Below are 21540 nucleotides of genomic sequence, written 5' to 3'. Positions count from 1 at the left end.
CTTATTTATTGTGCGGGTTGAATGCGTCCGATCGTGCTATTTTCTTCTTTAAAGGTAGAAATAGCGACACGTTGAATATCTTCAGCACTAACCGCCGAAAATTGATCGATTTGATTAAATAAATTGCGCCAACTTCCTGTTTTAACGTCGTATTCGGCTAAGGCTTGTGCCATTCCCGAATTAGAATTGAGAGTACGCAGGAGTTGCGCCCGTAGTTGATTTTTAGCCCGTTGTAATTCTTTTTCGGAGACGGGTTCATTTTTAAGACGTTCAATTTCTTGGTTTAATGCTTTTTGTACTTCTTCGAGGGTTCCATTGGGTGAAGTCATCGCATAAAACAAAATTAAATTCGGATATTTGTCCCCTGGAAAACCATTAAATCCCTGTGCAACTAACGCGATTTGTTTGTCTTCAACCAAAGAACGATACAAACGCGATGTTCTGCCATTACTCATCAAAGTAGTAATCACTTCATATATCGCATTATCAGGATGATTCAATTCTGGACGATGATACCCTTTAAAGTACCAAGGTTGGGAAGGTAGGGTTAAATCAACTTCTCTTGATGCGGTTTGTTGCGGTTCAATAGAAATATTTTCGCTAGGTTTGGGTTTTGCCGTATAACGACCAAAATAAATCTTTGCTAATTCTTCTACTTTAGCAGCATCGACATCACCAACGATCGCAATTGTTAAATTATTCGGTGGATAATAAGCGTTAAAAAACTGTGTCACATCCTCTCTAGATAAATTACGGATATCCTCGTCATAACCAATGACAGGACGCTTGTAGGGATGTTTCGTAAACGCTTTGTCGATAAAAGCTTCAATCATTTGACCAACTGGATTATTATCGGTTCTGAGACGACGTTCTTCGAGAATCACTTCTTTTTCTTTATAAAATTCTCGAAACACAGGATCTAAAAAGCGTTCTGATTCAAGGGACATCCACATTTCTAGTTTATTAGCAGGAAAACTATAAAAATAGACCGTTGCATCCGCCGAAGTTGCCGCATTTAAGCCAACTCCCCCCGAACGTTCGACAATTTGACCAAATTCATTTTGCTTGACAAATTGATTAGCTTGTGCTTGTAATTGTTCAAATTCTTGGCTTAATTGTTTAACGTCTGCGGACTTACCTAATTTTTTAGCGGTTTGTATCTGGTCATAAACTTGATCCTGACGGTCTAAAATTGCTTTTTCCGCCTGATAATCAGTGGTACCAATTTCTCTAGTCCCCTTAAAAGCCAAATGTTCCAAAAAATGAGCCACCCCTGTTTTGCCAACAGGTTCATCGACTCCCCCCACATCTGCATAGGTAAAAAAGGAAACAACGGGAGCATCACGGTTTTCCATGACAATAAATTTTAACCCGTTATCGAGGGTAAATTCGGTAACTCGTTCTGTGGCTTGTTTGAGATAAGGATTGATTTCTTGTGCAATTACATGAGAGGGCAATAAACCCCAACTTGATATAAACAGGGTTAAGCCAAGTGCCAAACCGATAATGGTTCTTAAAAATCCCATATTGATAATTTAAGTGAGCAGTTCCTTAGCTATCCTAACTATTATCAATTACTAACTGACAACTCCTGATATCGTTGTTGTAGTTCCCGAATCGAAAACAAAGCTTGGAATTTAAGCCCCAAGGACTCATAAAGTTCCCCGCCACCCTGTTCTCGGTCTACTAAAGCAATAATTTGTTCGACGACATACCCCGCGTCTTTTAAGCGTTCAACGGCTTGTAAGGCTGATTTTCCAGTGGTTACAACGTCTTCTAGAACCACTACCTTAGCACCCGAAGAAAGTGTAGGCCCTTCAATATAGGCTTTAGTTCCGTGACCTTTGGCTTCTTTACGAATAATTAATGCTGGAATAGGACGAGCTTCATAGGCTGATACAACACTTACCGCCGAAACAATGGGATCTGCGCCTAATGTTAATCCCGCGACAGCATCGGTTTGTGGGGGCAGGAGTGGCAAAATTAAACGACCAATGGCTAAGGCTCCTTCAGCATTAAGAGTCACTTCTTTGCCATTGATATAATAGGAACTTTTTTGCCCAGAAGATAAAACAAAATCACCTTCTCGATAGGCTAACTGAAGGAGTAAATTGAGCAGAAATTCACGGAGGGCGGGACGAGATGCGATCGCTACTGAAAAATTAGACATAAATTTCATTTTTTGTGGTTCAAAATATCATTTAATTTGATTCAATTTTATTAATTGATCGGCTACAATTGGGTCAAGCTGGTTCAACATTTCATCTATTGTTTTATTAGGATTTTAAATAAATTTACTTAGATAAATTCACGTAAAATACCCGACAAAACCGATGATGTTGTTGCAACTTTCTTAACATCTTTAAACATTTGGAGCAAATGATGGCCATTAGAAAAAATCTGGGTCTTTGGATTCCCAGTCTTTTAGTAACCTCTCTTATTTTAGCCCCTGGGGTTAGAGCCGATGAAGTTTCCTTTGAAGTCGCTCAACAGGAAGATACACAACTCAGTGATAGTAATTTTTCTGCTACCCTAGATGGTGGTATGCTCAATAATGATCTTTCTACCTTATTTGATCGAGCCTTTAATCACAATACTGGAACCTTTCATGATATTACGGGTATCTCAGGACAAATTAATAATATATTTGGCGCACGGACTTTCCCTGGATCGTTTCTAGATAATCTTATTGCTAGAGATGGGAAACTTGTAGGGGCGTTGTATACCTATTTTAAAGAGCAAGAATTTAATAAACCACGTCTGAGAACTCAGGATGCACCCAATCCTTTTAATAGTTCAATTCAAGATGATCCTTCTTATTTAAGTCCCTAACCGTTTGTTACGGGTTCGACTCTTCGATCCAGGGTGCAGGAGTTGAACCTGCCTTGCGCGAATTATGAGTTCGCTGCCTCAACCGCTCGGCCAACCCTGGTTATTATTCTCAGTGTATTATATCCTGTTTAATTAAGCTTTGAGTATTTAAGTCCAAAGAACGGCGATCGCTAAAATGAAAATTAAAACGTATCAACTGACCCTTGCTATCTTAGTTTCTATTTTAGGAGCAGGCATTGGAAGTGCTGTGTTAGCCTATAAACTAGGGGCTGAGGCAATCAAAGGAGTCAGTTCCCCCGATGTCAATCCTAGCAAGAAGTTTTCGACATCGGCTTCACAGACAGCCCGCCCTCAAGCTTTCAAACCCGTTAATGAAAAGCAAATTATTAAAAAAGTAGAAACCTACATCCAAAATCAAAAAACAAAATCTAAAGCCAAGAATGAGCCGAAAAAGGAAACTGAACCCGTCTCTTCACTTGAAAAAACTGAAGCCACTGCCTCAAAAAATCAAGATCTTACCTTCAATTTTCCCTTAAAAGTTCAAGATAAAAAAATGACTTTAGAGATTACGAAAGCCAGTTATCAAGGAGACTCTCTAATTTTTGATATTAGTCTTAAAAATGAAGGTAACCAAACCATACAATTTCTTTACAGTTTTTTAGAAGTTCAAGATAATCAAGGACAAATCTTAAGCGCGATTACTGAAGGCTTACCTAGTGAAATTCCAGCAAATGGCGAAACCTTTAAAGGAACAGTTGAAATTCCGATCGCTTTAATTGAAAAAAATAGTAAATTAATTTCTTTAAAATTAACAGATTATCCTGAACAAAAACTGAAACTTGATATTTCTAATATTCCAATTAGTTCATCAGAGCAGGCAATAGCAAATTAATGATTGTCTGAAAAAATATCCGAATTCCAGAGATTATCTCTTTTATCTAAATGACTACTGACGATATTATTTTAAGATTATCTTTAGTTTTCTTATTAATTTTTCTCAATGCTTTTTTTGTGACGGCAGAATTTTCGATTGTTTCGGTACGGCGTTCTCGAATTATACAACTCGTAGAAAGTGGAGATCTATTAGCCCAAACGGTACAATCATTACAAAGAAGTTTAGATCGTCTTTTATCAACCACTCAACTTGGCATTACGCTTTCGAGTTTGGCTTTGGGGTGGATCGGCGAAAGTACAATGGCAACTTTAGTCAAAGATTGTATCTTACGTCTGCCACTATCTCCACAAACATCTGAGTTTTATGCTCATGCTTTTTCGATTCCGATCGCATTTTTTTTAATTGCATATTTACAGATTATTTTAGGCGAACTTTGCCCCAAATCAGTCGCTCTCATCTATGCCGAAAAACTAGCCAAAATCTTAGCCTTACCCATCGGAGTCATTGCAAAAGTATTTAATCCTTTTATTTGGATTTTAAATCAATCGACCCGTTTTTTACTCAGTTTATTGGGGATTCGTTCGTCAGATACAAGATGGCATGATCGCGTCACTCCACAAGAATTACAATTAATGATTAGTACTGATGAAGTATCAATGGGTTTAGAAGAAGAGCAACGAGAAATTATTAATAACGTCTTTGAATTCAAAAAAGTAACAGCCGAAGAAATTATGATTCCACGAACTCAAATTGCGGCTGTAGAAAAAGAGGCTACATTTAAGGATTTATTAGAAGAAGTTTCCGCAAGTGGCTATTCTCGTTATCCAGTTAAAGGACACTCATTAGATGAGATTAAAGGCGTAATTGAATTTAAAGATTTGGCTTTGCCTTTAGCTCAAGGTAGAAATCTTAATGACACTTTATTACAATCTTGGATTAAACCGGTTAATTTTTATCCCGAATCCATCCCTTTAAGTGAATTATTATCGATTATGCAGGAATCAAACGCCAAAATGGTGATTTTAATCGATGAATTTGGTGGAACATCGGGTTTAATCACAATACAAGACATCATTGCAGAAATTATCGGCGATGAATCCGATGATAATAATTTAGAACCTGTTGATGTTCAAAAGATAGACGAAGACACTTTCTTAGTGCAAGCACAAATGGATTTAGAAGAAGTTAACAAAGCTTTAAATATCGATTTACCTGTCACCGATGAATATCAAACCTTGGGCGGGTTTTTACTCTATGAACTGCAAAAAATCCCTCATCAAGGAGAAATTTATAATTACAATAACTTAGAATTCGCAGTTGTCGCCGCCCAAGGGCCTCGTTTAACTCAAATTCGGATTCATCGTCAAGAATCAGTAGGAGATCAAAACTCAGAAAATGAGCTTAATCATTTATCTGAATAAAACTAACATGGTAAAGTTTTATGTAGCCTGTGAAAGATTTTTGCTCGGATAGATAGCCCAATTTTGAATTTTGCGCTTTTCTAAAATAGCTGCTACCTGTTCAAGATCTTCCGCATTGCCATCAACTATAATCAAAGGATCTCCCGCAATTAGACGATCGCTATAGACTTTGGCATCCTCTTCGGGTATACCACTTTCAACCAGAGCCTTGACTAAATCACCGATTGATGCTGCTTCTACACCGCTACTGACTACGGTAGCAACAAGAGCAACTGCCGCCGTTCCCGCAGCAATCACAGGGCCGATACTGGGTAAAACAAGACTACTCAAACCAACTAAAAAGGTAGCTATTACCCCACTCATAGCCGTATCTTTAACAATTCCCGTCGTCCCCTTGACCTCTTTACTACCAACGTGTCCACTAACTTGAGCGTCGGCAAACTGGGTATCTTTGTCTATCTGTTTAGCAATTACAGAAACCTTATCCATGTCAAAACCCGACGCTTTGATATCATTAAGTGCGTCTTCAACGATTTGAGGATCGCTAAATATGCCAACAGCACGTTTAAGATTTTCACTCATATTTTTTTCTTCCTTCTCCAAAGAAAAGAGCATTACTTGTTAACTGAAGATTTAATCTAAAATTGTGATCGCTACTCGTTGTGCCATCATGAAGCAATTCACTATTACACAGAACACTGTATCCTTTTCAGACTAACGAATTGGACTTGTCCTACCGTCCGTCTTAAGGAATAAACGATCGTGTTAATTCATTTTTAGTAATAATTACTTACGTTACATAAAAACACATAAAATCAGTAAATACTCAGTTTCAGATCAATAAATAAATTATTAAGATAAAAATTAAGACTGAATCACAAAAAGATTCATTGAAGCTATAGTAATTACGAAAGGTAGAAAATTATGCCAGTTGCTCAAGAATTACTACGACCAGATTTAGGCGACTTTAGTAGTATAGTTTGTACAAAAGCAATTGTTATCGGTTTAGAAGATGCACTAGGTGAAAAAGCGGCAATGATCGCATTAGTCGCAGCAGGAAGAAAGCGCGGTAAACAGTTAGCTGAATCTCTGGGTTTAGCGAAAGCTTCCGATAATATGACGATGGATGAAATTAAAGTAAGAGTGAATGAAGCTATTGGAAAAGAAGGGACACGCTTGTGCATCGTCGATCAAATTCTTCAAGTTGGAGAAGTTTATCAAGTTTACACCAAAGAAACGATTTGCTCGGCAGGTGAACCTCAAGGATCTAGCCGTAATTGTACTTATACTTTGGGTGCCATTCAAGGATTTCTAGAAACATTTTTAGACAAACGTTTACGAGGTAAACAAACTGATTCTGTTTTAAGAGGTGGAACTCATGATGTTCTTGAATTTACCGTATTATAGTAGTTCTAAATCAACACTTCTAGAAGTTTGATAGTCAAACTAAATAGGGTTTGCTATTAATGATTGATTTCTAACCAATCATCAATATCATTTAGCACTTGCTCAGGGATTTCCCAAGGAAATAAATGGGCTGTATCAGGGTAGCATTTCCAAGTACAATTTTTTAAATGTTCTGCTGTTTCTTGACTCGCACGACTGGTGATATGACGATCATCTGCACCTGCTAAAACCAAACAAGGCATCTCTAAGATTTTTAGATCTTTTAAGCGATTGTAACCTAAACCCAAGGCTTCAAAGAGAGCTTTTTCGGCAGCGCGAGAGGTTTGTAAATAAGCAGGAGTTCCATAAGAAGCAATATAATTATAGGCTTGCGGCGTTTGCTGTGTAATCAAGTAACGGAATAGCGATCGCTTACCAAAGGTTTCAATATTCCATTGCCATCCTGGTTTGACTGCATTAATTAAACCCGAAATTCCTGTAAATACTAAATCGTACCATCGAATCGGCGGATGATTGCCAAAAGGACGCGCCGCCGACGCAATTAGAATTAATCCTTTAAAACGTTTTGGATTCGCTAGAGCTAATTCTAGTGCTAGAATTCCTCCTAAAGACCATCCCAGTAACCAGCATTCCTCAATTTGATTTTGATCTAAAAGTGCAGTCAAATCTGTTAAATGATCCTGCATCTTAAACTTACCCTGATAACGACTTTTTCCGTATCCTCGAAGATCGGGTGCAACCGTCTGATACTGTTGAGCAAGATGATCCGTAAATACAGATAAACTCTTACTTGAGCCTGGATGACCATGTAGACATAAAATTGGCTCACCTTTTCCTTGAATCTCTACATTGAGGAAAAATGGGGAAATTTGCGTCATGGGAAGAAAGAAAGTCTATATCAATTCTAAGTCAAAAATCTTTATTTTTTATTTATGATTGCTTTTTCAAGAGAGATTTATGATCTAAAACGTATGTTAATCATTTTTAGATACTACTTTGAATACAAATCATTTCAATTATATTTCTTTTGGATATTTTATCAATAAATTAAATGAAGGAAAATCAACTTTAGGCTGACCGCGAGTCAAAACGCAAGATTGTCCAATTAATTTATTATTTGAAGATGACTGAACTATTTGTCGATACAACAGATGATCAAAATGATGGTAGTGCAGCGAATGGTTTATCGCTACGAGATGCAATTATCATTGCTAATAATGATCCGAATAATGCTTACGTCATTAACTTAACAGGTGGTGCTACCTATCAACTGACAGCAGCATCGATCAATGATGATACTAGAGGTGGCGACTTAAATATTATCAATAGAGCGAATGTAACAATTGTCGCTCAGGGTCAACCAGCGATCATCGATGCTTCACGTTTAGTAACACGAGATCGAGTTTTTACGGTTGGTACTTCTGATAATGATGAAAGATCTACTTTAGCTCTCAATAATTTAATTATTACTGGAGGATCGAGCATTATTGAGGGCGGAGGTATTCAAATTACCCTAGGAAGTCAAGGGTTTATAACGAATACGATCGTTACAGGTAATACCAGTTTAGAAACTTCTAGCTTTGGTGGGGGTGGTGGTGGTGGAATTAATAATCAAGGTACATTAACTCTTGTTAATAGTACGGTGATCAATAATCGATCCAGTGTGCTTGGTGGAGGAATTACAAATGAGCAAACCCTTTTCCTCATCAATACAACCATCAGCGACAATAGAGGTGTAGGATTGGCTAATTATGGCAGTACCAGTACAGCAACTATCGACAGTAGCACGATCAGTTACAATCTAGGTGGAGGGATTTACAACTTTTTCGCTACATTAGGACTAAATAACACGACCATTAGCAGTAATTTAGATCAAGCGGATGATGGTGGAGCAGGGATTTTAGTTAATGAAGGACTCGTTAACGTTACTAACAGCACTATTACTAATAATATTTCTACAACTGAGTTTTCTGATCCAACTCAAGGCGGTGGTATTTATGTTGATGGAGGAACCGTTAATCTAAAAAATACGATCGTTGCAGGTAATTTTAGTGATGAAAATCCAGATGTTGCTGTCTTTATCAGTGTTTTTGGCAATCTTGATGGAGATATGAATGGCAATGCGAATAACTTAATAGGTCGTATTGAACAAGAGTTAGGGGGGACACTGGGAACAGGCACAGATATTATTAATCCTAATGCTAGACTTAGCCCGTTACAGAATAATGGTGGGATCACGTTAACTCATGCTTTACTCAATGGTAGTCCCGCTATTGATAGAGGAAATAACGTTTTAGTAAGTGCCGATAGCTTTGACCTTAATGGTAATGGTAATACAGGTGAACTGATTCCTTTTGATCAACGGGGTAATGGTTATCCTCGGATTGTCGGAACGGTTGATATCGGTGCATTTGAATACATTATTGACCCCGCCGAATATGGCGCATCGAACCCCGATCTCATTCCCATTTTTGGCGACAATTTACAAGCCTTACTTAATCATTATTATAACTACGGCATTTTTGAAGGCAGGAGTACCGATAGTTTTGACCCCTACCGCTATGTGGCTTCTAATACCGATCTCATTCCAGTTTTCGGTTTAAATACAACTGCGGCGACTCAACACTACATTACAAATGGTTATTTTGAGGGTCGTTCAACCACTTCTTTTGATCCTGCGCGTTATCTCAATTCCTATAGTGATTTGTTAGGTGTCTATGGCACAAATACAGAAGTCGCCACACAACATTACATGACAAGTGGTTTTTATGAAGGAAGAAACCCTAATTTATTCCCAAGCGATCGTTATCTTGCCTCACACGGCGATCTAATTCAAGCCTTTAGCTATAATCTTGAAGCAGGATCTAATCATTATCTCTTCTCTGGGCGCAATGAAGGAAGACAAGTGACATTCGATCCATTTTCCTATATGAGTTTAAACCCTGATGTTGCTGGTGCTTATGGGGGTAATCCTACTCTAGCGACTGAACATTATATTGAACAGGGTTATTTTGAGGGTCGTCGTGTTGCGTAGTTAACCTGACAATCTTGCTAAATTCAATGAGGTGGGTATGACCCCACCAAACTAAATCTAATTCAACTGAACATTAAGAGGAATGGGACACTCGACATTCGTTCCCCCTAACCCGCAATAACCATTCGGGTTTTTTGCGAGATATTGCTGATGATACGCTTCAGCATAATAAAATTCAGGCGCATCTAAAATTTCTGTAGTAATTGTGCCATATTTAGACGCATTTAAAGCCTTTTGATACATCTCCCGTGATGCTTCGGCTAGTTTCTTTAGTTCATCAGTATAGGTATAAATACCTGAGCGATATTGCGTACCTGAATCATTTCCTTGACGCATTCCTTGGGTGGGGTTGTGGCTTTCCCAGAACACTTTTAGTAGGGTTTCGTAGCTAATCACTTTAGGATCATAAACAACTAACACGACTTCATTATGACCCGTCATGCCCGTACAGACTTCTTGATAGGTAGGATTAGGAGTATGCCCCGCAGCATAACCGACAGCCGTTGTATATACACCGTCTAGCTGCCAAAATTTGCGTTCTGCACCCCAAAAACAACCCAAGCCAAACATCGCCGTTTCTAGACCTTCGGGGAAAGGTGGTTTAAGCGGATGTCCATTCACATAATGACTTGCTGGAACGGGCATCTTTTCAGAACGTCCAGGTAAAGCTTCCTCTGCTTTAGGGAGAGTCGATTTTTTGCCAAATCCAAATAACACCATAACGATGACCGTTTATCTAAATGCTTTACTTTACATTTTTTCACACTTTTCGTTTCGGTTGGGAGTGTGATTTACCGCCCATCGATGGGTTAGGGATTATTTTAGCCAAACTGAGGTTAAAGAGGTATCCTCAGATAAGGCTTCAGTAATATTACGTTGTTCTGCGTTAATCAAATGAGTAGAAATTAAAAATAATCCGATCGAAGTACTCGCGATTAGAATAGACAAGTGGTACATGACTCTTTCCATAGCCCGATCCTCCTTCTTATTGTTTTGTTATTCTAAGTGTTTTTTAGGAAAGGATCTATAAACTTTTCAAGAAGAACTGATCAATCTCCGTAAAATTACTGTAAATCGAGATTTGGACAATTAATATTGGTTTCTTGAAGATATGTATTAACAATACTAAACCAGTCCGCAATAATCAATTGTGAACGTGCTACATCAATGGTTTCATTAACAATAGTTTGCCATTGTGGGTCATTGGCGGGCAAAATCATGCCATAATACTCGCAACTTAAAGGACGACTGGGAACAATCGCATAATCTTCATCTAGATTTAACCTAAGTAAAATTGCTTCACCAATTAACAAAATGCCATCACTGACAAAAGCGTCAATTGTTTCTCGTTGTACAGCTTGAATTCCTCTAACTCTTCCTGTGGGGCCTTGAAATTGTTGAATCGTTGCTGAAGGATAATTCTCTTTAATAAACGCTTCGGTTGAAGTTCCCCGCAAAACCCCGATAGTTAGTCCATTAAGGGTTCCTTTAAAATTAAACTGAGAGCGTTCTGGTTTTCTAATCAAAAATTGGGTGCCTGTCACTAGAAATGGTTTAGAATAACTAACTCCTTCAATTGGTTCTGTTTGAATGGTATTGGGGCCACATTCTAAATCAATAACTTGATCTTGGATTAAATCATAACGATTAAACAGTGTCGATTGAAAGATCTTAACACTCAAGATATTTCGCTGTAATTCTTTTTGTAGTCTAGTTCGCAATAAATTAACAAAATCTAGACATAAACCAGAAAGATTATTTTCTGAATTTCGATAACCAAAAGGAACAGCATCCTCGCGAATTCCCACTCGAATTAATCCCGTTTCTTGTATTCTTTCTAAAACCGTTGTTGGTTGTGCTTTTAATGAACTCGGAAAAGCCGTACCCATTAAGATAAAAGCAAGGATTAATTTAGAGAGATGTTTGGTCTTCATGTTTTTGTTGACTTAAAAAACTAGGTTTGAGTTGCCATTGATCTAAAATATCTTTAAATAAAACCTCATCTAACCAAGTTTTAGCAACAACCGTCAGAGGTAAAGCGAGTAATAAACCCAAAATACCAAAAGTTTGAGCAAAGAAAATTTGAGCCATTAAAGTAATAGCTGGAAGTAAAGAAACTTGTTTAGCCATTACAGTTGGCGTTAATAAATAACTTTCTACATTTTGAATAATAAAATATAAAACAACAATTGGAATAATTTTAATTGGCGAATCAATCAATGCAATCATTAAAGGAAAAACTATACTTAATGTTGGGCCAATATTGGGGATAAAATTCAGTAACCCCGCCATCAGTGCATGAACTAAAACAAGATTCACTTGCAAAAATAATAAACCCATCCCACTTAAAAGACCAACAAACGTAGAACTAATTAAAATGCCGACTAACCATCCTCCTAAAGCTTCTTCTGAAAGTGTCATTACTTCATCGGCACGTCTGCGATAAAAAGAGGGAAATAATTGTAAGAAACTTTGTCGATATTTGTGCGGATTAATCAAAATCATTAACATGAGAATCAGCACAAAAAGAAATTGTAATGCCATAGTTAAAGAATTAGAAAAAAGCGCAAAGAAATTTGCGAATATCCTACTACTTAAGGGTTGAATTTGTTGTTGAATAATATCACTAAGAGGAGGAATTTGCGGCAACCATTCTAACTCAGTTTGTTGTTGTCTTAAAATCGTATACGCTCGCCGAATTTGTTCCCAAGCTTGCGGCATGAGGTCAATTAGCTTTTGAAATTGTTCTAAAAATGGTGGAACAATTAAACTAAAAAATAGGATGGCTATCACTGCACCTAAAACGAGTGTGAGCAAAATTGCTAAGTTTTTTCTAACTCCAAATCGTTGAATTTGTTTAACAATTCGATTGAGAGCAACAACAAAAACAACCGCCGTAAAAATGAGTAGCAATAACTGACGAATTTCCCATAGCACATAAAGAGAAACTAAAAACACTATAAAACCAAGCCACTGACCAAACTTCACCGTAAATACCTAATAATAATTATTGAATAATTTTAAGGAAACCAACGAGGTTTAAAACCTGTATTTAGTTCTTGAGTAGTAATAGTCGAGGAGTTTTTGAAATTAACGTTTTGTGGTGCAGAAAAAATCCACAACTGTCCATTAGCAATTGCTTGTTCATTAGTACCCCTTAAATTATTATTCGTCTGATTAGTAACGGCTACGACTTGATCAAATAATAAGGCTTTTCCGTCTGGAGATAAACTCATCTGTACATCTTGAGAATTTGGTAAGGCTAATAAGGGAAGATCTTGACCCGTTGCAATGTCTACAATAGTCAGATAAGGTTCTTCTTTAATCCGATTATCATCCCCAATTACTAAATCTGTTTTGAGACAATATAACGTTCTTTCCTGTCTAGGTTCAAACTGACACCCTAAAATTGAATTCGTTGTCCTAAAAATTCCTCGGACTTCTTGACGCTCATCCATTTGATAAAGCGATCGACTATAATCATAATTAAGTTTTACAATAATCTGTTTTGTACCATCACGAGAAAATTCGATAATTTTCTCATATCCTGATAAAAATTGGGGTGAACCTCCATTCTTAGTTAAAGGAATCATCGCAACCCCACCTGGTTGAGAAACTGCTACTTTTTGACCATTTGGAGAAAGTAAAAACTCATCCCCTCGTATTCCAATTGGTCTCAGTTCGCCATCTTCTAAAATAACCCATAAACCCGCATCGGCAGGATTATTATGATTGACTCGTTGTACAATAATCGTTTGACCATTACTTGAAAGATCAAATTTAAGATTTTGATAGGTTTGTGCATCCAAAAGTCTTTGAATTCTTCCACTAGGGGGTATTTTTGTCGTAGTCTTAAAACTGAGTCCTGTTGTTACTGTATAAAGTTGTTGCCGAGGTACATCTAAACCCACAGTAGCAGGATCGAAAGCAGAGAATAAAATTTTTTCCCCATTGGGATAAACTCGAAAATTTGTGACAACGAGATCCCCTGGTGTTAATACTGTTTTTTTGACGGTTGTAAATTTATCTTTAGTTTTATTTAAAGTGCTGATAATTAATTTACCGCGTTCGGAACCCTGTAAACCGATATACGCAAAAACTCGATCGCGACTAGAAAAAACTTCATTAAAAGCATACAGATTATTAGGATTAAATCTGCCTCTTGCCTCTTTTAACTGTAATTGATATTGGGTGCCATAAATAGGTAACTCGTTTAGGGTATAAAATAGTTGATTTCCTTGCCAACTGATTTTCCCTGGTAAAGGTGGGTTAATGATTAAGTTTTGTTCAATACTTTTTCGATCAACAGGACGATTAAACCCTAAAGTAAAATAACGATCCTGTACCCCGATTTTTTCCCTAGCCCAACTAAAATAGTTAATCTGTAAAGGTGTTTGATCACCATGCCAAAGAATTAATGCGATCGCAGTACACAACGCAATCACTGTTAGCATTACCGCTAGATCAAAACGGGACAATTTTCTGTTTTCAAAAAGTTTAGAGGTCATCAGGGAAGTTCAACAAACACCTAGACAGCCGAACACTCAACATCTTATATCAAAATCCTCAGTGAGAGTCAATAATCTTAATTTACTGAAAAACTTTAAACTTGCACATTTGTTTCTAAGACTGCATCTAATAAAACTTCTCCACCAAACCTGACGACATCGGTACAAGGTAAACCCGTTTCCTTTTGAACTTTAGCAATAGCAATAGTAGCTGCTTCTTCTTTCAGGTGAAAGGTATTTAAACTAATGCCTTTAATTTTAACAGGGGCAAAAGTTCCGCCAGCAGTTGCCACCATTTCATACAGTTTTATCACTTCAGTCAGAGGAGGAATCAAAATATCGGGTAAATCTTTGATATGGACTTGTCCGAAACGATGGACTAAAATCAGTACGGTGGGTTGACTGCCACGAATTAACGGTAAGGTAGCCGTCGAACCGGGATGTAAGAGTGAACCTTGTCCCTCAATCCATAGAATATCGTGATTTTCCGCCGAATCTAACACCATTTGCTCAACTGCACCCGCAGCAAAATCCACACGAACGGCATCTAGGGGTATTCCTTCACCTGAAATCATCATACCCCCTTGCCCCGTCGCCAAAAATTTAGATTTAATGCCTCTTTTTAAAGCGAGTCGGTTAAGTTCGATACTGGTGGACATTTTGCCGACACTCATATCCGTTCCTATTGTGAGGATACGCTGACAGGAGAGTGATTTAGCCCTTGCTTTCCCAACTCTTAATCCTAAAGGTTCTTGACGAATATCCCAAATCCATTGATCTTGTTTTAAATTGGGAAATTGAGGCGATAGCGGGGTATGTAAACCATTAACGATCGAGATTCCTTTTTCTATTGCTAGTTTAACTTCTGCAAACCAAGTATCGGGTAAAATTCCCCCAGATGGTGCAATCCCGATCAGTAGTACATTTGGACTATATGGCAAAGCGTCCTGTAAATGAGCAACAATGGGGATATTCTGAGGTATTCCTGTTAATGTTTCTAGAGATTGTCCTGCATTTTGGGCATCAATAACCGCAACAATAGATGATTCTCCATAGCGGATATAAGCAAGTCCAGTTTTTCCTTGTGTACCCGAAATTCCCTCATGAAGTAATATAGCAACTCGGTGATCAGACGTTAAACGCATTGATTTATCACTCTTGTCATTCCTAAACCAGGTAAATCATTGGGTAATAATTTTCCTTCCTCTAATTTTGCCCCAATAAAGGGATCATCGATTAAATTTAGATGACTGTCTAAGTCTAGATAATCTACTAAAGGTGATAAATGAGACATCGCTGTATTTGATAAACTACTATCGGAATAACAACCGAACATGACTTGTAAACCACACGCTTTTGCAATATCAATCATCCGTAAGACCTCACTTATTCCTCCCGCTTTCATCATTTTGATATTAATCCCATGTACAGAGGAAGCTAGACGGGGGATATCTTGACTACTGAAGCAACTTTCATCGACAAAAATCGGTAGAAGCGATCGTTGATACAATTGATATAGATCTTTTTCCTGACCCACTGCTAAAGGTTGTTCAATATAAATTACACCTTGTTGGGCTAACCATTCACTCATCTGTAACGCTTGTTCTAAATTCCATCCCCCATTTGCATCAACCATCAAAGGAATATCTGACGCTTCTTCTTTGACTGCGAGTAGCATTTTTTGATCGGCTACAATTCCTTCAGGTGAACCTAATTTAACCTTAATCAGTTTGACATCCATCAAATCTAACCAGTTTCTAACCCGTTTTTTTGCGCCTTCTGGGGTGTTAATCCCCACAGTAACACTGAGGGGTACGATCGCCTGACGATCTAGTCCTAGAATCCGCCACAGAGGTAAATTAGCCCGTTTTCCCAACCAATCATAGAGTGCCATATCAATTGCAGCGCGTGTGGTTGATGAAATTTGATATTGATGTATAAGTTTTTCGATTTGCTGGCGTTCTAAGGGATGAAATTGTTCTAAAATCGGCGTAATCTGCTTTAATTCTTGAATAATTCGGTCAGTATCTTTTTTCGTTTCTTGGACAATGGAAAAGGGTGATGCTTCTCCCCAACCTTCTATATCATCTGCTTGTAAGCATAACCAAATATTCGTATTTTCAGCCGTTGTACCGCGACTAATGGTTAAAGGGAAGCGTTTATGTACCGTAAACGTTTCAAAGCGAACTTGCATGATTACCATGTCTAAATTTCTAATGGTAATCTATCATTAATTCATCTGACGACGATCATAAGTTGTACGTTTTCGTCTGAATTTCTCTCTAGCGACAAGAATAAGTAAAATTAAAGCTAACCCGACTGCTGTTCCTGCGAGTACATAAATCTCTAAATGTCGTAGTGCGATCGCAATAAACGCCCAAATAAACACCCCTGTAAAAGCAATATCTTTACGTTGAATCGCTGCTAAACCCGCTAAGACAGTTCCCACCACTAACATGATAATTGTCCAAGTGGTCGATTCTATATTCCAACCATTCCATTTGAGATCGGTTAAAGCAATAGATACATTGACGATCGTTGCGACACTAATCCAAGCGAGATAAATACTAATGGGAAAATTAATAAACCATTTCTGCTTAAAAGAAACAGGTTTGGTGAAAATGTCTAAACGAAGATAGAGAATAATTAAAGGAATTAAAATCGTTAACATCGCCAGTACCGATAGGACGAATAATCGATATTGAAAAAGAATAACCCAAGCAATTTGGGCAATACTACTTACCGTCAACCAATAACCTAACTGACGACACCGAGGCTCATCTTGATTAGCGGGTAACGCTTGAAAAATCCCTAAAGCGAGTAAAGCTAAATAAATTAGACCCCAAATGGCAAAAGCATAATTAGCAGGAATAACCAAGACATTACCAAAATAATTATCAGCAATATCCTTGATACTAATGCCATCAACGGGAATAATATTAGTAACGGTGTTAACAACAAAAGCCGCAATAATCGCTATTAAGTTAACCCACTGTCTAATTTTATCTTTTTTCATAAATCAAGCAGATTTTTTTATTTAATGGTAAGCTTAACAAAAAATTTTTTATAAATCGCCCATCTCAAGGGAGAAACTAACTTAGAGAATGGTCTATCTCGATACGGATAACCGATCTAGAAAAAACTGGCTAATGAATACAATATTAATAGTAACAAACTTAAATCGATTGACTGTTAAAAGACGCAATGAATGAGCAACAAGAAACAGAAATACCTTTAGAAAACAAGCCACAGGGCGAGAAACTTAAAGCGAATCTCCTCAATAACGCTCTTACAAATCGTATTACTGAGGTTTTTGGTACTGCTACTGAAACCTTAACGAAACTCTTGCCTCTAGAACAAGTTACTCAATGGTTTAGCGTCAATGAGACACAAGTTGCCGAAATTTTAGAAAAAGTTCGCTCAGAACTCCCGACAACCGAAGCATTATTATTAGGTAAACCCCAAGTCGGTAAAAGTTCAATTATACGGGGACTAACTGGCGTATCTGCTGATATTATTGGACAAGGTTTTCGCCCCCACACCCAACACACCGAACGTTATGCCTATCCATCGGTTGATTTACCGTTACTAATTTTTACGGATACGGTTGGTTTAGGGGATGTTAAACAAAATACCGAAACAATTATAGAAGAACTGATCAAAGAATTAGAACAGGAAACCAACTGCGCCAGAATTTTGATCTTAACTATCAAAATTAATGACTTTGCGACAGATACCTTACGTCAAATTGCTCAACAGTTGCGGCAAAAGTATCCAAATATTCCCTGTTTACTCGCTGTCACTTGTTTGCATGAACTCTACCCCACAAGTTTAGAAGATCATCCTGCATATCCACCCGATTTAGCCGATATTCAACGTGCTTATGACGAAATCAAGCTAGATTTTACAGGATTATATGATCGCTCTGTTTTAATTGATTTTACTTTAGAAGAAGATGGCTATACTCCAGTATTTTATGGACTTGAAGCCTTCACAGATAGTTTAGCCGAATTGTTACCTGAAGCCGAAGCGAGAACCATTCATCAATTGCTGGATCAAAAAATGGGCGACAGCATTGGCAATATGTATCGAGATGTTGCCAGACGCTATATTTTAGCCTTTGCCATCATTGCGGCTACTGTTGCTGCTGTTCCGATTCCCTTGGCGACGATGCCCGTTCTAACCGCCTTACAAGTATCAATGGTGGGCGTTTTGGGTAAGCTATATGGTCAAATGCTAACCCCTTCTCAAGCGGGGGGTGTCGTGAGTGCGATCGCAGGAGGATTTGTTGCACAAGCGATCGGACGAGAATTGATTAAATTTATTCCAGGTTTTGGCAGTATTATCGCTGCTTCGTGGGCTGCTGCGTATACTGTAGCGTTAGGTGAGGGGGCGTGTGTTTATTTTGGTGATCTGATGGGTGGCAAAAAACCTGATCCGAAAAAAATTCAATCTGTGATGAAAGAAGCGTTTAAGAATGCACAGGAACAGTTTAAAGGCATGAAATAGTTTACTATTCCATTGATTCTGATCTTAGATTAGAATAACAGAATTAATTTTTGATTAAATCTATTCGATTAGCTTTAATAAATCTGTCTCGCTGAGTTGAGTGATTCTCAATTCAATGGCTTTGTCTAATTTAGATCCTGCTTCTTCACCAGCCACTAAATAATCGGTTTTTGCACTCACTGAACCTGTGACCTTACCGCCAGCTTTTTCGATTAATTCTTTAGCTTCATTGCGTTTGAGGGTGGGTAAAGTTCCAGTGATCACAAATATTTTTCCCGCTAAAGTTTGTTGAGTTGTTGCGGGTTGGGTAGTATTTTTGAACTGTAAACCGACGGCTTGGAGTTGTTCAATTAAAGTTTGATTGGCAGGAACTCTAAACCAATCATAGACAGATTGAGCAATTTCTGAACCGATGCCGTAGACTGATTCTAATTGAGTGACAGATGCTTTGGATAATTGTTCAACTGAAGGAAAACTATCGGTTAATATTTTGGCGTTGACACTTCCAACATAGCGAATTCCTAAACCATATAATACCCTTGACCAAGGTTGATTTTTACTTTCATTAATGGCATGAATCAGATTTTCGGCTGATTTTTGGCCCATGCGTTCGAGGGCAGCAATTTGTTCAACGGTTAGACTGTATAAATCGGCGATCGATTTCACTAAACCATTATCAATTAATAAAATAACAATTCTTTCGCCTAAACCTCTGATATCTAATGCGTCTCTAGTGCAGAAATGGACAACACTACCCCGTAGAATAGCAGGACAAGAACTATTCATACAACGAGTTACTGCTTCTCCCTTGGAACGAACTAGAGTAGAACGACATTCGGGGCATTGTAGCGGCATCTGATAGGGTTGACTATTCGGGGGACGAAGTTCGGGAATAACCCGCAAGACTTCTGGGATAATTTCACCCGCTTTACGAATAATAACTGTATCACCGATGCGGATGTCTAATTCAGTAATCCGATCGCTATTATGTAAAGTAGCCTTTTGTACGGTGGTTCCTGCGAGTAAAACGGGTTTCATCATCGCTAAAGGAGTCACCGCGCCAGTCCGTCCGACATTGACGCTAATATCTAAAACAATCGTCGGGGCTTCTTCTGCGGGATATTTTAATGCTACTGCCCAACGGGGAAACTTTTGGGTAAAGCCTAATTGTTCTTGTAGCGCAAAATCATTAATCTTAACCACGACTCCATCAGTCATGTAAGGTAAGTTACGTCTTTCAGTTTCCCAATTTTGGTAATATTCTTGTACTGCTTCTAGAGATGGGCAAAGTTTACGGTTAGGATTGACTAAAAAACCCATTTGTTGTAGTGTTTCTAAGGATTCCCACTGGGTTTTAGGCGTTTGGTTAGAATGCAACGTATAGGCAAAAAACTGTAAACGTCGCTTATCAACAATTTTCGGGTCAAGTTGTCGGAGAGTTCCAGCAGCAGCGTTACGAGGGTTCGCAAATAACGCTTCTCCTAACTGTTCCCGTTCTTGATTAATTTGATTAAAAGTATCTTGGGGTAAAAATGCCTCTCCTCTGACTTCAACTACAGCAGGAGGATTATCTAAATTTAATCTTAAAGGAATCGATCGGATCGTGCGAACATTTTGCGTAACATCTTCCCCCGTGACACCATCGCCTCTCGTGACACCGCGAACTAACACGCCATTCTCATAGGTTAACGCCATTGCAGAGCCATCTATTTTCAATTCACAGACGTATTCAGCGTCTTTTTGAGTGGGGGATTGTCTGCGCCATCGCTCCTGCCATTGGGCAAATTCCGCTATATTGAAAGCATTTTCTAGACTGTATAACGGGATATTGTGGCGAACCGAAACAAACTGGGATGCAGGTTGGTCACCGACACGTTGCGTAGGACTATCAGCGAAATCAGTTCAGGGTATTGATTTTCAAGTTCTTGTAATTCTCGATATAACTGATCATAGACTGCATCCTCCATAATCGGATTGTCTAGAACATAATAGGCATAACTCGCCTTTTGTAGTTGTTCTCTGAGTTGATTAGCGCGTTGTTGAATCTCAGGTGTCGGTGTCACGGTTTTGAATAAAAATGCTTTTCTCTACTTTATCTGAACTCGATTAGTATGGGAATACTATATCAATCTAAATTTTTGATTTACCTCTATGACATAGTAAAATGAATAATACAAACAAGTTTGTTTGCAATACTAATAAACACATGGCCCAAATTTCTCTGACTGTATCTGATGAACTATTACAATATCTAGTGCAGAAGGTGGATGATCCTAATATTTTAATTGAATCTCTTTTACAAGAATGGCGCAAACAAGAGGAAGATCAAGAACTGGCTCAAGCCTGTAAGCTAGTTGATGAATTAAAGTTAGGATGGGATAATGAATGGCAACAAGCAGCATTTACCGACTGGGAAGTATCTGGTTAGTTACGTTTGATCCTTCTGTTGGTACTGAAATTCGTAAAACTCGTCCTGCTTTAATTATCTCTGGCACTGTATTTAATGAGCAACGTAGTAAAGTTACAGTGTTGCCTTTCACTTCTGTCAAACCTTTAGACCCAAGAGTTTTTTCTGCTGTAGTTAATGTTCCTGCATCAATGGAAAATGGTTTAGCTGTAGATAGTTTGTTAGTTTGTGTTGAACCGATGACATTTGATAAAGTCCGTTTGATTAAACAATTAGGTAATTTAGAAACAGAATTGTTAGAGCAAGCACAAAAAATTTTTGCTCGATACTTAAATCTATCTTGACAATGGAACTAAGGTAGCTTGAGGAAATTCAAAGTGTAATTCTAAAGCTTCTTCAAGATTGAATAATGCTTCTGCTTCTGTTTTCCCTTGACTAGCAATATCTATTTCTAAACACTGGGCAACGTACCACTCACCCTCTAACCAGATACTTGCTGTAAATGTTTGTTTCATGATCTCAGTTGA

The 21540-nt window shown here is 38.0% G+C and carries 21 protein-coding genes, 1 tRNA gene and 1 pseudogene; 8 read left to right on the top strand and 15 right to left on the bottom strand.

The window, feature by feature from the left end; genetic code table 11:
• Positions 1-5: 5 nt before the first annotated feature.
• A complete protein-coding gene (locus CFPU101_RS15625) occupies positions 6-1526 on the bottom strand; it encodes a pitrilysin family protein (RefSeq protein ID WP_206816265.1) in 1521 nt (506 codons plus the stop codon).
• A gap of 44 nt (positions 1527-1570) precedes the next feature.
• Positions 1571-2170 carry an orotate phosphoribosyltransferase gene (gene pyrE, locus CFPU101_RS15620; protein ID WP_206816264.1) on the bottom strand — a complete coding sequence of 200 codons (600 nt, stop codon included), beginning with the start codon at positions 2168-2170 and terminating at the stop codon, positions 1571-1573.
• Positions 2171-2379: 209 nt separating this feature from the next.
• On the opposite strand from pyrE, the gene CFPU101_RS15615 reads away from it, so the two are divergent.
• Complete coding sequence (locus tag CFPU101_RS15615; RefSeq protein ID WP_206816263.1) at positions 2380-2832, top strand: hypothetical protein; 453 nt, start codon at positions 2380-2382, stop codon at positions 2830-2832.
• Between the two features lie 27 nt (positions 2833-2859).
• On the opposite strand, the gene CFPU101_RS15610 is transcribed toward CFPU101_RS15615, so the two are convergent.
• Positions 2860-2932, bottom strand: a tRNA-Ile gene (locus CFPU101_RS15610).
• Positions 2933-3007: 75 nt separating this feature from the next.
• On the opposite strand from CFPU101_RS15610, the gene CFPU101_RS15605 reads away from it, so the two are divergent.
• Together CFPU101_RS15605 and CFPU101_RS15600 are read left to right on the top strand one after the other, a co-directional pair.
• On the top strand, positions 3008-3724 hold the full coding sequence (locus tag CFPU101_RS15605) for a hypothetical protein (protein ID WP_206816262.1): 717 nt from the start codon (positions 3008-3010) through the stop codon (positions 3722-3724).
• A gap of 50 nt (positions 3725-3774) precedes the next feature.
• On the top strand, positions 3775-5148 hold the full coding sequence (locus CFPU101_RS15600; RefSeq protein WP_206816261.1) for a hemolysin family protein: 1374 nt from the start codon (positions 3775-3777) through the stop codon (positions 5146-5148).
• Positions 5149-5166: 18 nt separating this feature from the next.
• On the opposite strand, the gene CFPU101_RS15595 is transcribed toward CFPU101_RS15600, so the two are convergent.
• Positions 5167-5730, bottom strand: a complete 564-nt coding sequence (locus CFPU101_RS15595; protein ID WP_206816260.1) for a signal transduction histidine kinase (STHK), LytS — start codon at positions 5728-5730, stop codon at positions 5167-5169.
• A 342-nt stretch (positions 5731-6072) separates the two neighbouring features.
• Between CFPU101_RS15595 and CFPU101_RS15590 the strand changes: the two genes are divergently transcribed.
• Complete coding sequence (locus tag CFPU101_RS15590; RefSeq protein WP_206816259.1) at positions 6073-6555, top strand: hypothetical protein; 483 nt, start codon at positions 6073-6075, stop codon at positions 6553-6555.
• Positions 6556-6611: 56 nt separating this feature from the next.
• Here the strand turns inward: CFPU101_RS15590 and CFPU101_RS15585 are convergent, their stop codons facing one another.
• Positions 6612-7433: an alpha/beta fold hydrolase gene (locus CFPU101_RS15585; protein ID WP_206816258.1), complete on the bottom strand. Its 822-nt coding sequence runs from the start codon at positions 7431-7433 to the stop codon at positions 6612-6614.
• Positions 7434-7678: 245 nt separating this feature from the next.
• Here CFPU101_RS15585 and CFPU101_RS15580 point away from each other — a divergent pair, with 245 nt between their 5' ends.
• Complete coding sequence (locus CFPU101_RS15580; protein ID WP_206816257.1) at positions 7679-9589, top strand: right-handed parallel beta-helix repeat-containing protein; 1911 nt, start codon at positions 7679-7681, stop codon at positions 9587-9589.
• A 57-nt stretch (positions 9590-9646) separates the two neighbouring features.
• On the opposite strand, the gene msrA is transcribed toward CFPU101_RS15580, so the two are convergent.
• The 8 genes from msrA to CFPU101_RS15540 form a co-directional block, all read right to left on the bottom strand.
• Positions 9647-10309 (bottom strand): peptide-methionine (S)-S-oxide reductase MsrA, encoded by a 663-nt coding sequence (gene msrA / locus CFPU101_RS15575; RefSeq protein WP_206816256.1) that lies wholly within the window; start codon positions 10307-10309, stop codon positions 9647-9649.
• Positions 10310-10405: 96 nt separating this feature from the next.
• Positions 10406-10558 carry a hypothetical protein gene (locus tag CFPU101_RS15570; protein WP_206816255.1) on the bottom strand — a complete coding sequence of 51 codons (153 nt, stop codon included), beginning with the start codon at positions 10556-10558 and terminating at the stop codon, positions 10406-10408.
• Between the two features lie 95 nt (positions 10559-10653).
• The gene (locus CFPU101_RS15565) at positions 10654-11523 is read right to left on the bottom strand and encodes an amino acid ABC transporter substrate-binding protein (protein ID WP_206816254.1); all 870 of its coding nucleotides are present in this window, start codon (positions 11521-11523) and stop codon (positions 10654-10656) included.
• Positions 11501-12577, bottom strand: coding sequence for an AI-2E family transporter (locus tag CFPU101_RS15560; protein WP_206816253.1), 1077 nt, complete (start codon positions 12575-12577; stop codon positions 11501-11503). Before CFPU101_RS15560 ends, CFPU101_RS15565 begins: the two co-directional genes overlap by 23 nt.
• 32 nt (positions 12578-12609) lie before the next feature.
• Complete coding sequence (locus tag CFPU101_RS15555) at positions 12610-14097, bottom strand: hypothetical protein (RefSeq protein WP_206816252.1); 1488 nt, start codon at positions 14095-14097, stop codon at positions 12610-12612.
• A gap of 95 nt (positions 14098-14192) precedes the next feature.
• Positions 14193-15242, bottom strand: a complete 1050-nt coding sequence (locus tag CFPU101_RS15550) for a DUF1611 domain-containing protein (protein WP_206816251.1) — start codon at positions 15240-15242, stop codon at positions 14193-14195.
• Positions 15233-16291, bottom strand: a complete 1059-nt coding sequence (locus CFPU101_RS15545; RefSeq protein WP_206816250.1) for a dipeptide epimerase — start codon at positions 16289-16291, stop codon at positions 15233-15235. Before CFPU101_RS15545 ends, CFPU101_RS15550 begins: the two co-directional genes overlap by 10 nt.
• Before the next feature lie 36 nt (positions 16292-16327).
• The gene (locus tag CFPU101_RS15540; protein WP_206816249.1) at positions 16328-17113 is read right to left on the bottom strand and encodes a tryptophan-rich sensory protein; all 786 of its coding nucleotides are present in this window, start codon (positions 17111-17113) and stop codon (positions 16328-16330) included.
• A gap of 188 nt (positions 17114-17301) precedes the next feature.
• Here CFPU101_RS15540 and CFPU101_RS15535 point away from each other — a divergent pair, with 188 nt between their 5' ends.
• Positions 17302-18606, top strand: coding sequence for a GTPase family protein (locus tag CFPU101_RS15535; RefSeq protein WP_206816248.1), 1305 nt, complete (start codon positions 17302-17304; stop codon positions 18604-18606).
• Positions 18607-18666: 60 nt separating this feature from the next.
• Here CFPU101_RS15535 and ligA read toward each other — a convergent pair.
• A pseudogene (gene ligA, locus CFPU101_RS15530) lies at positions 18667-20669 on the bottom strand (NAD-dependent DNA ligase LigA).
• 143 nt (positions 20670-20812) lie between these two features.
• Here ligA and CFPU101_RS15525 point away from each other — a divergent pair.
• A complete protein-coding gene (locus tag CFPU101_RS15525; RefSeq protein ID WP_206816247.1) occupies positions 20813-21034 on the top strand; it encodes a hypothetical protein in 222 nt (73 codons plus the stop codon).
• Entirely contained in the window at positions 20992-21357 is a 366-nt protein-coding gene (locus CFPU101_RS15520) for a type II toxin-antitoxin system PemK/MazF family toxin (RefSeq protein ID WP_206816246.1), read from the top strand. The genes CFPU101_RS15525 and CFPU101_RS15520 overlap by 43 nt, the downstream gene beginning before the upstream one ends.
• On the opposite strand, the gene CFPU101_RS15515 is transcribed toward CFPU101_RS15520, so the two are convergent.
• A complete protein-coding gene (locus tag CFPU101_RS15515) occupies positions 21349-21528 on the bottom strand; it encodes a type II toxin-antitoxin system HicB family antitoxin (protein ID WP_206816245.1) in 180 nt (59 codons plus the stop codon). The two genes, CFPU101_RS15520 and CFPU101_RS15515, sit on opposite strands and share 9 nt — an antisense overlap.
• Positions 21529-21540: the final 12 nt, after the last annotated feature.

This window comes from Chroococcus sp. FPU101 (assembly GCF_017312365.1).
GTDB lineage: Bacteria > Cyanobacteriota > Cyanobacteriia > Cyanobacteriales > Microcystaceae > Chroococcus.
The sequence above is the reverse complement of the archived record's forward strand: the minus strand, read 5'-3'. Positions and strand labels throughout refer to the sequence as shown.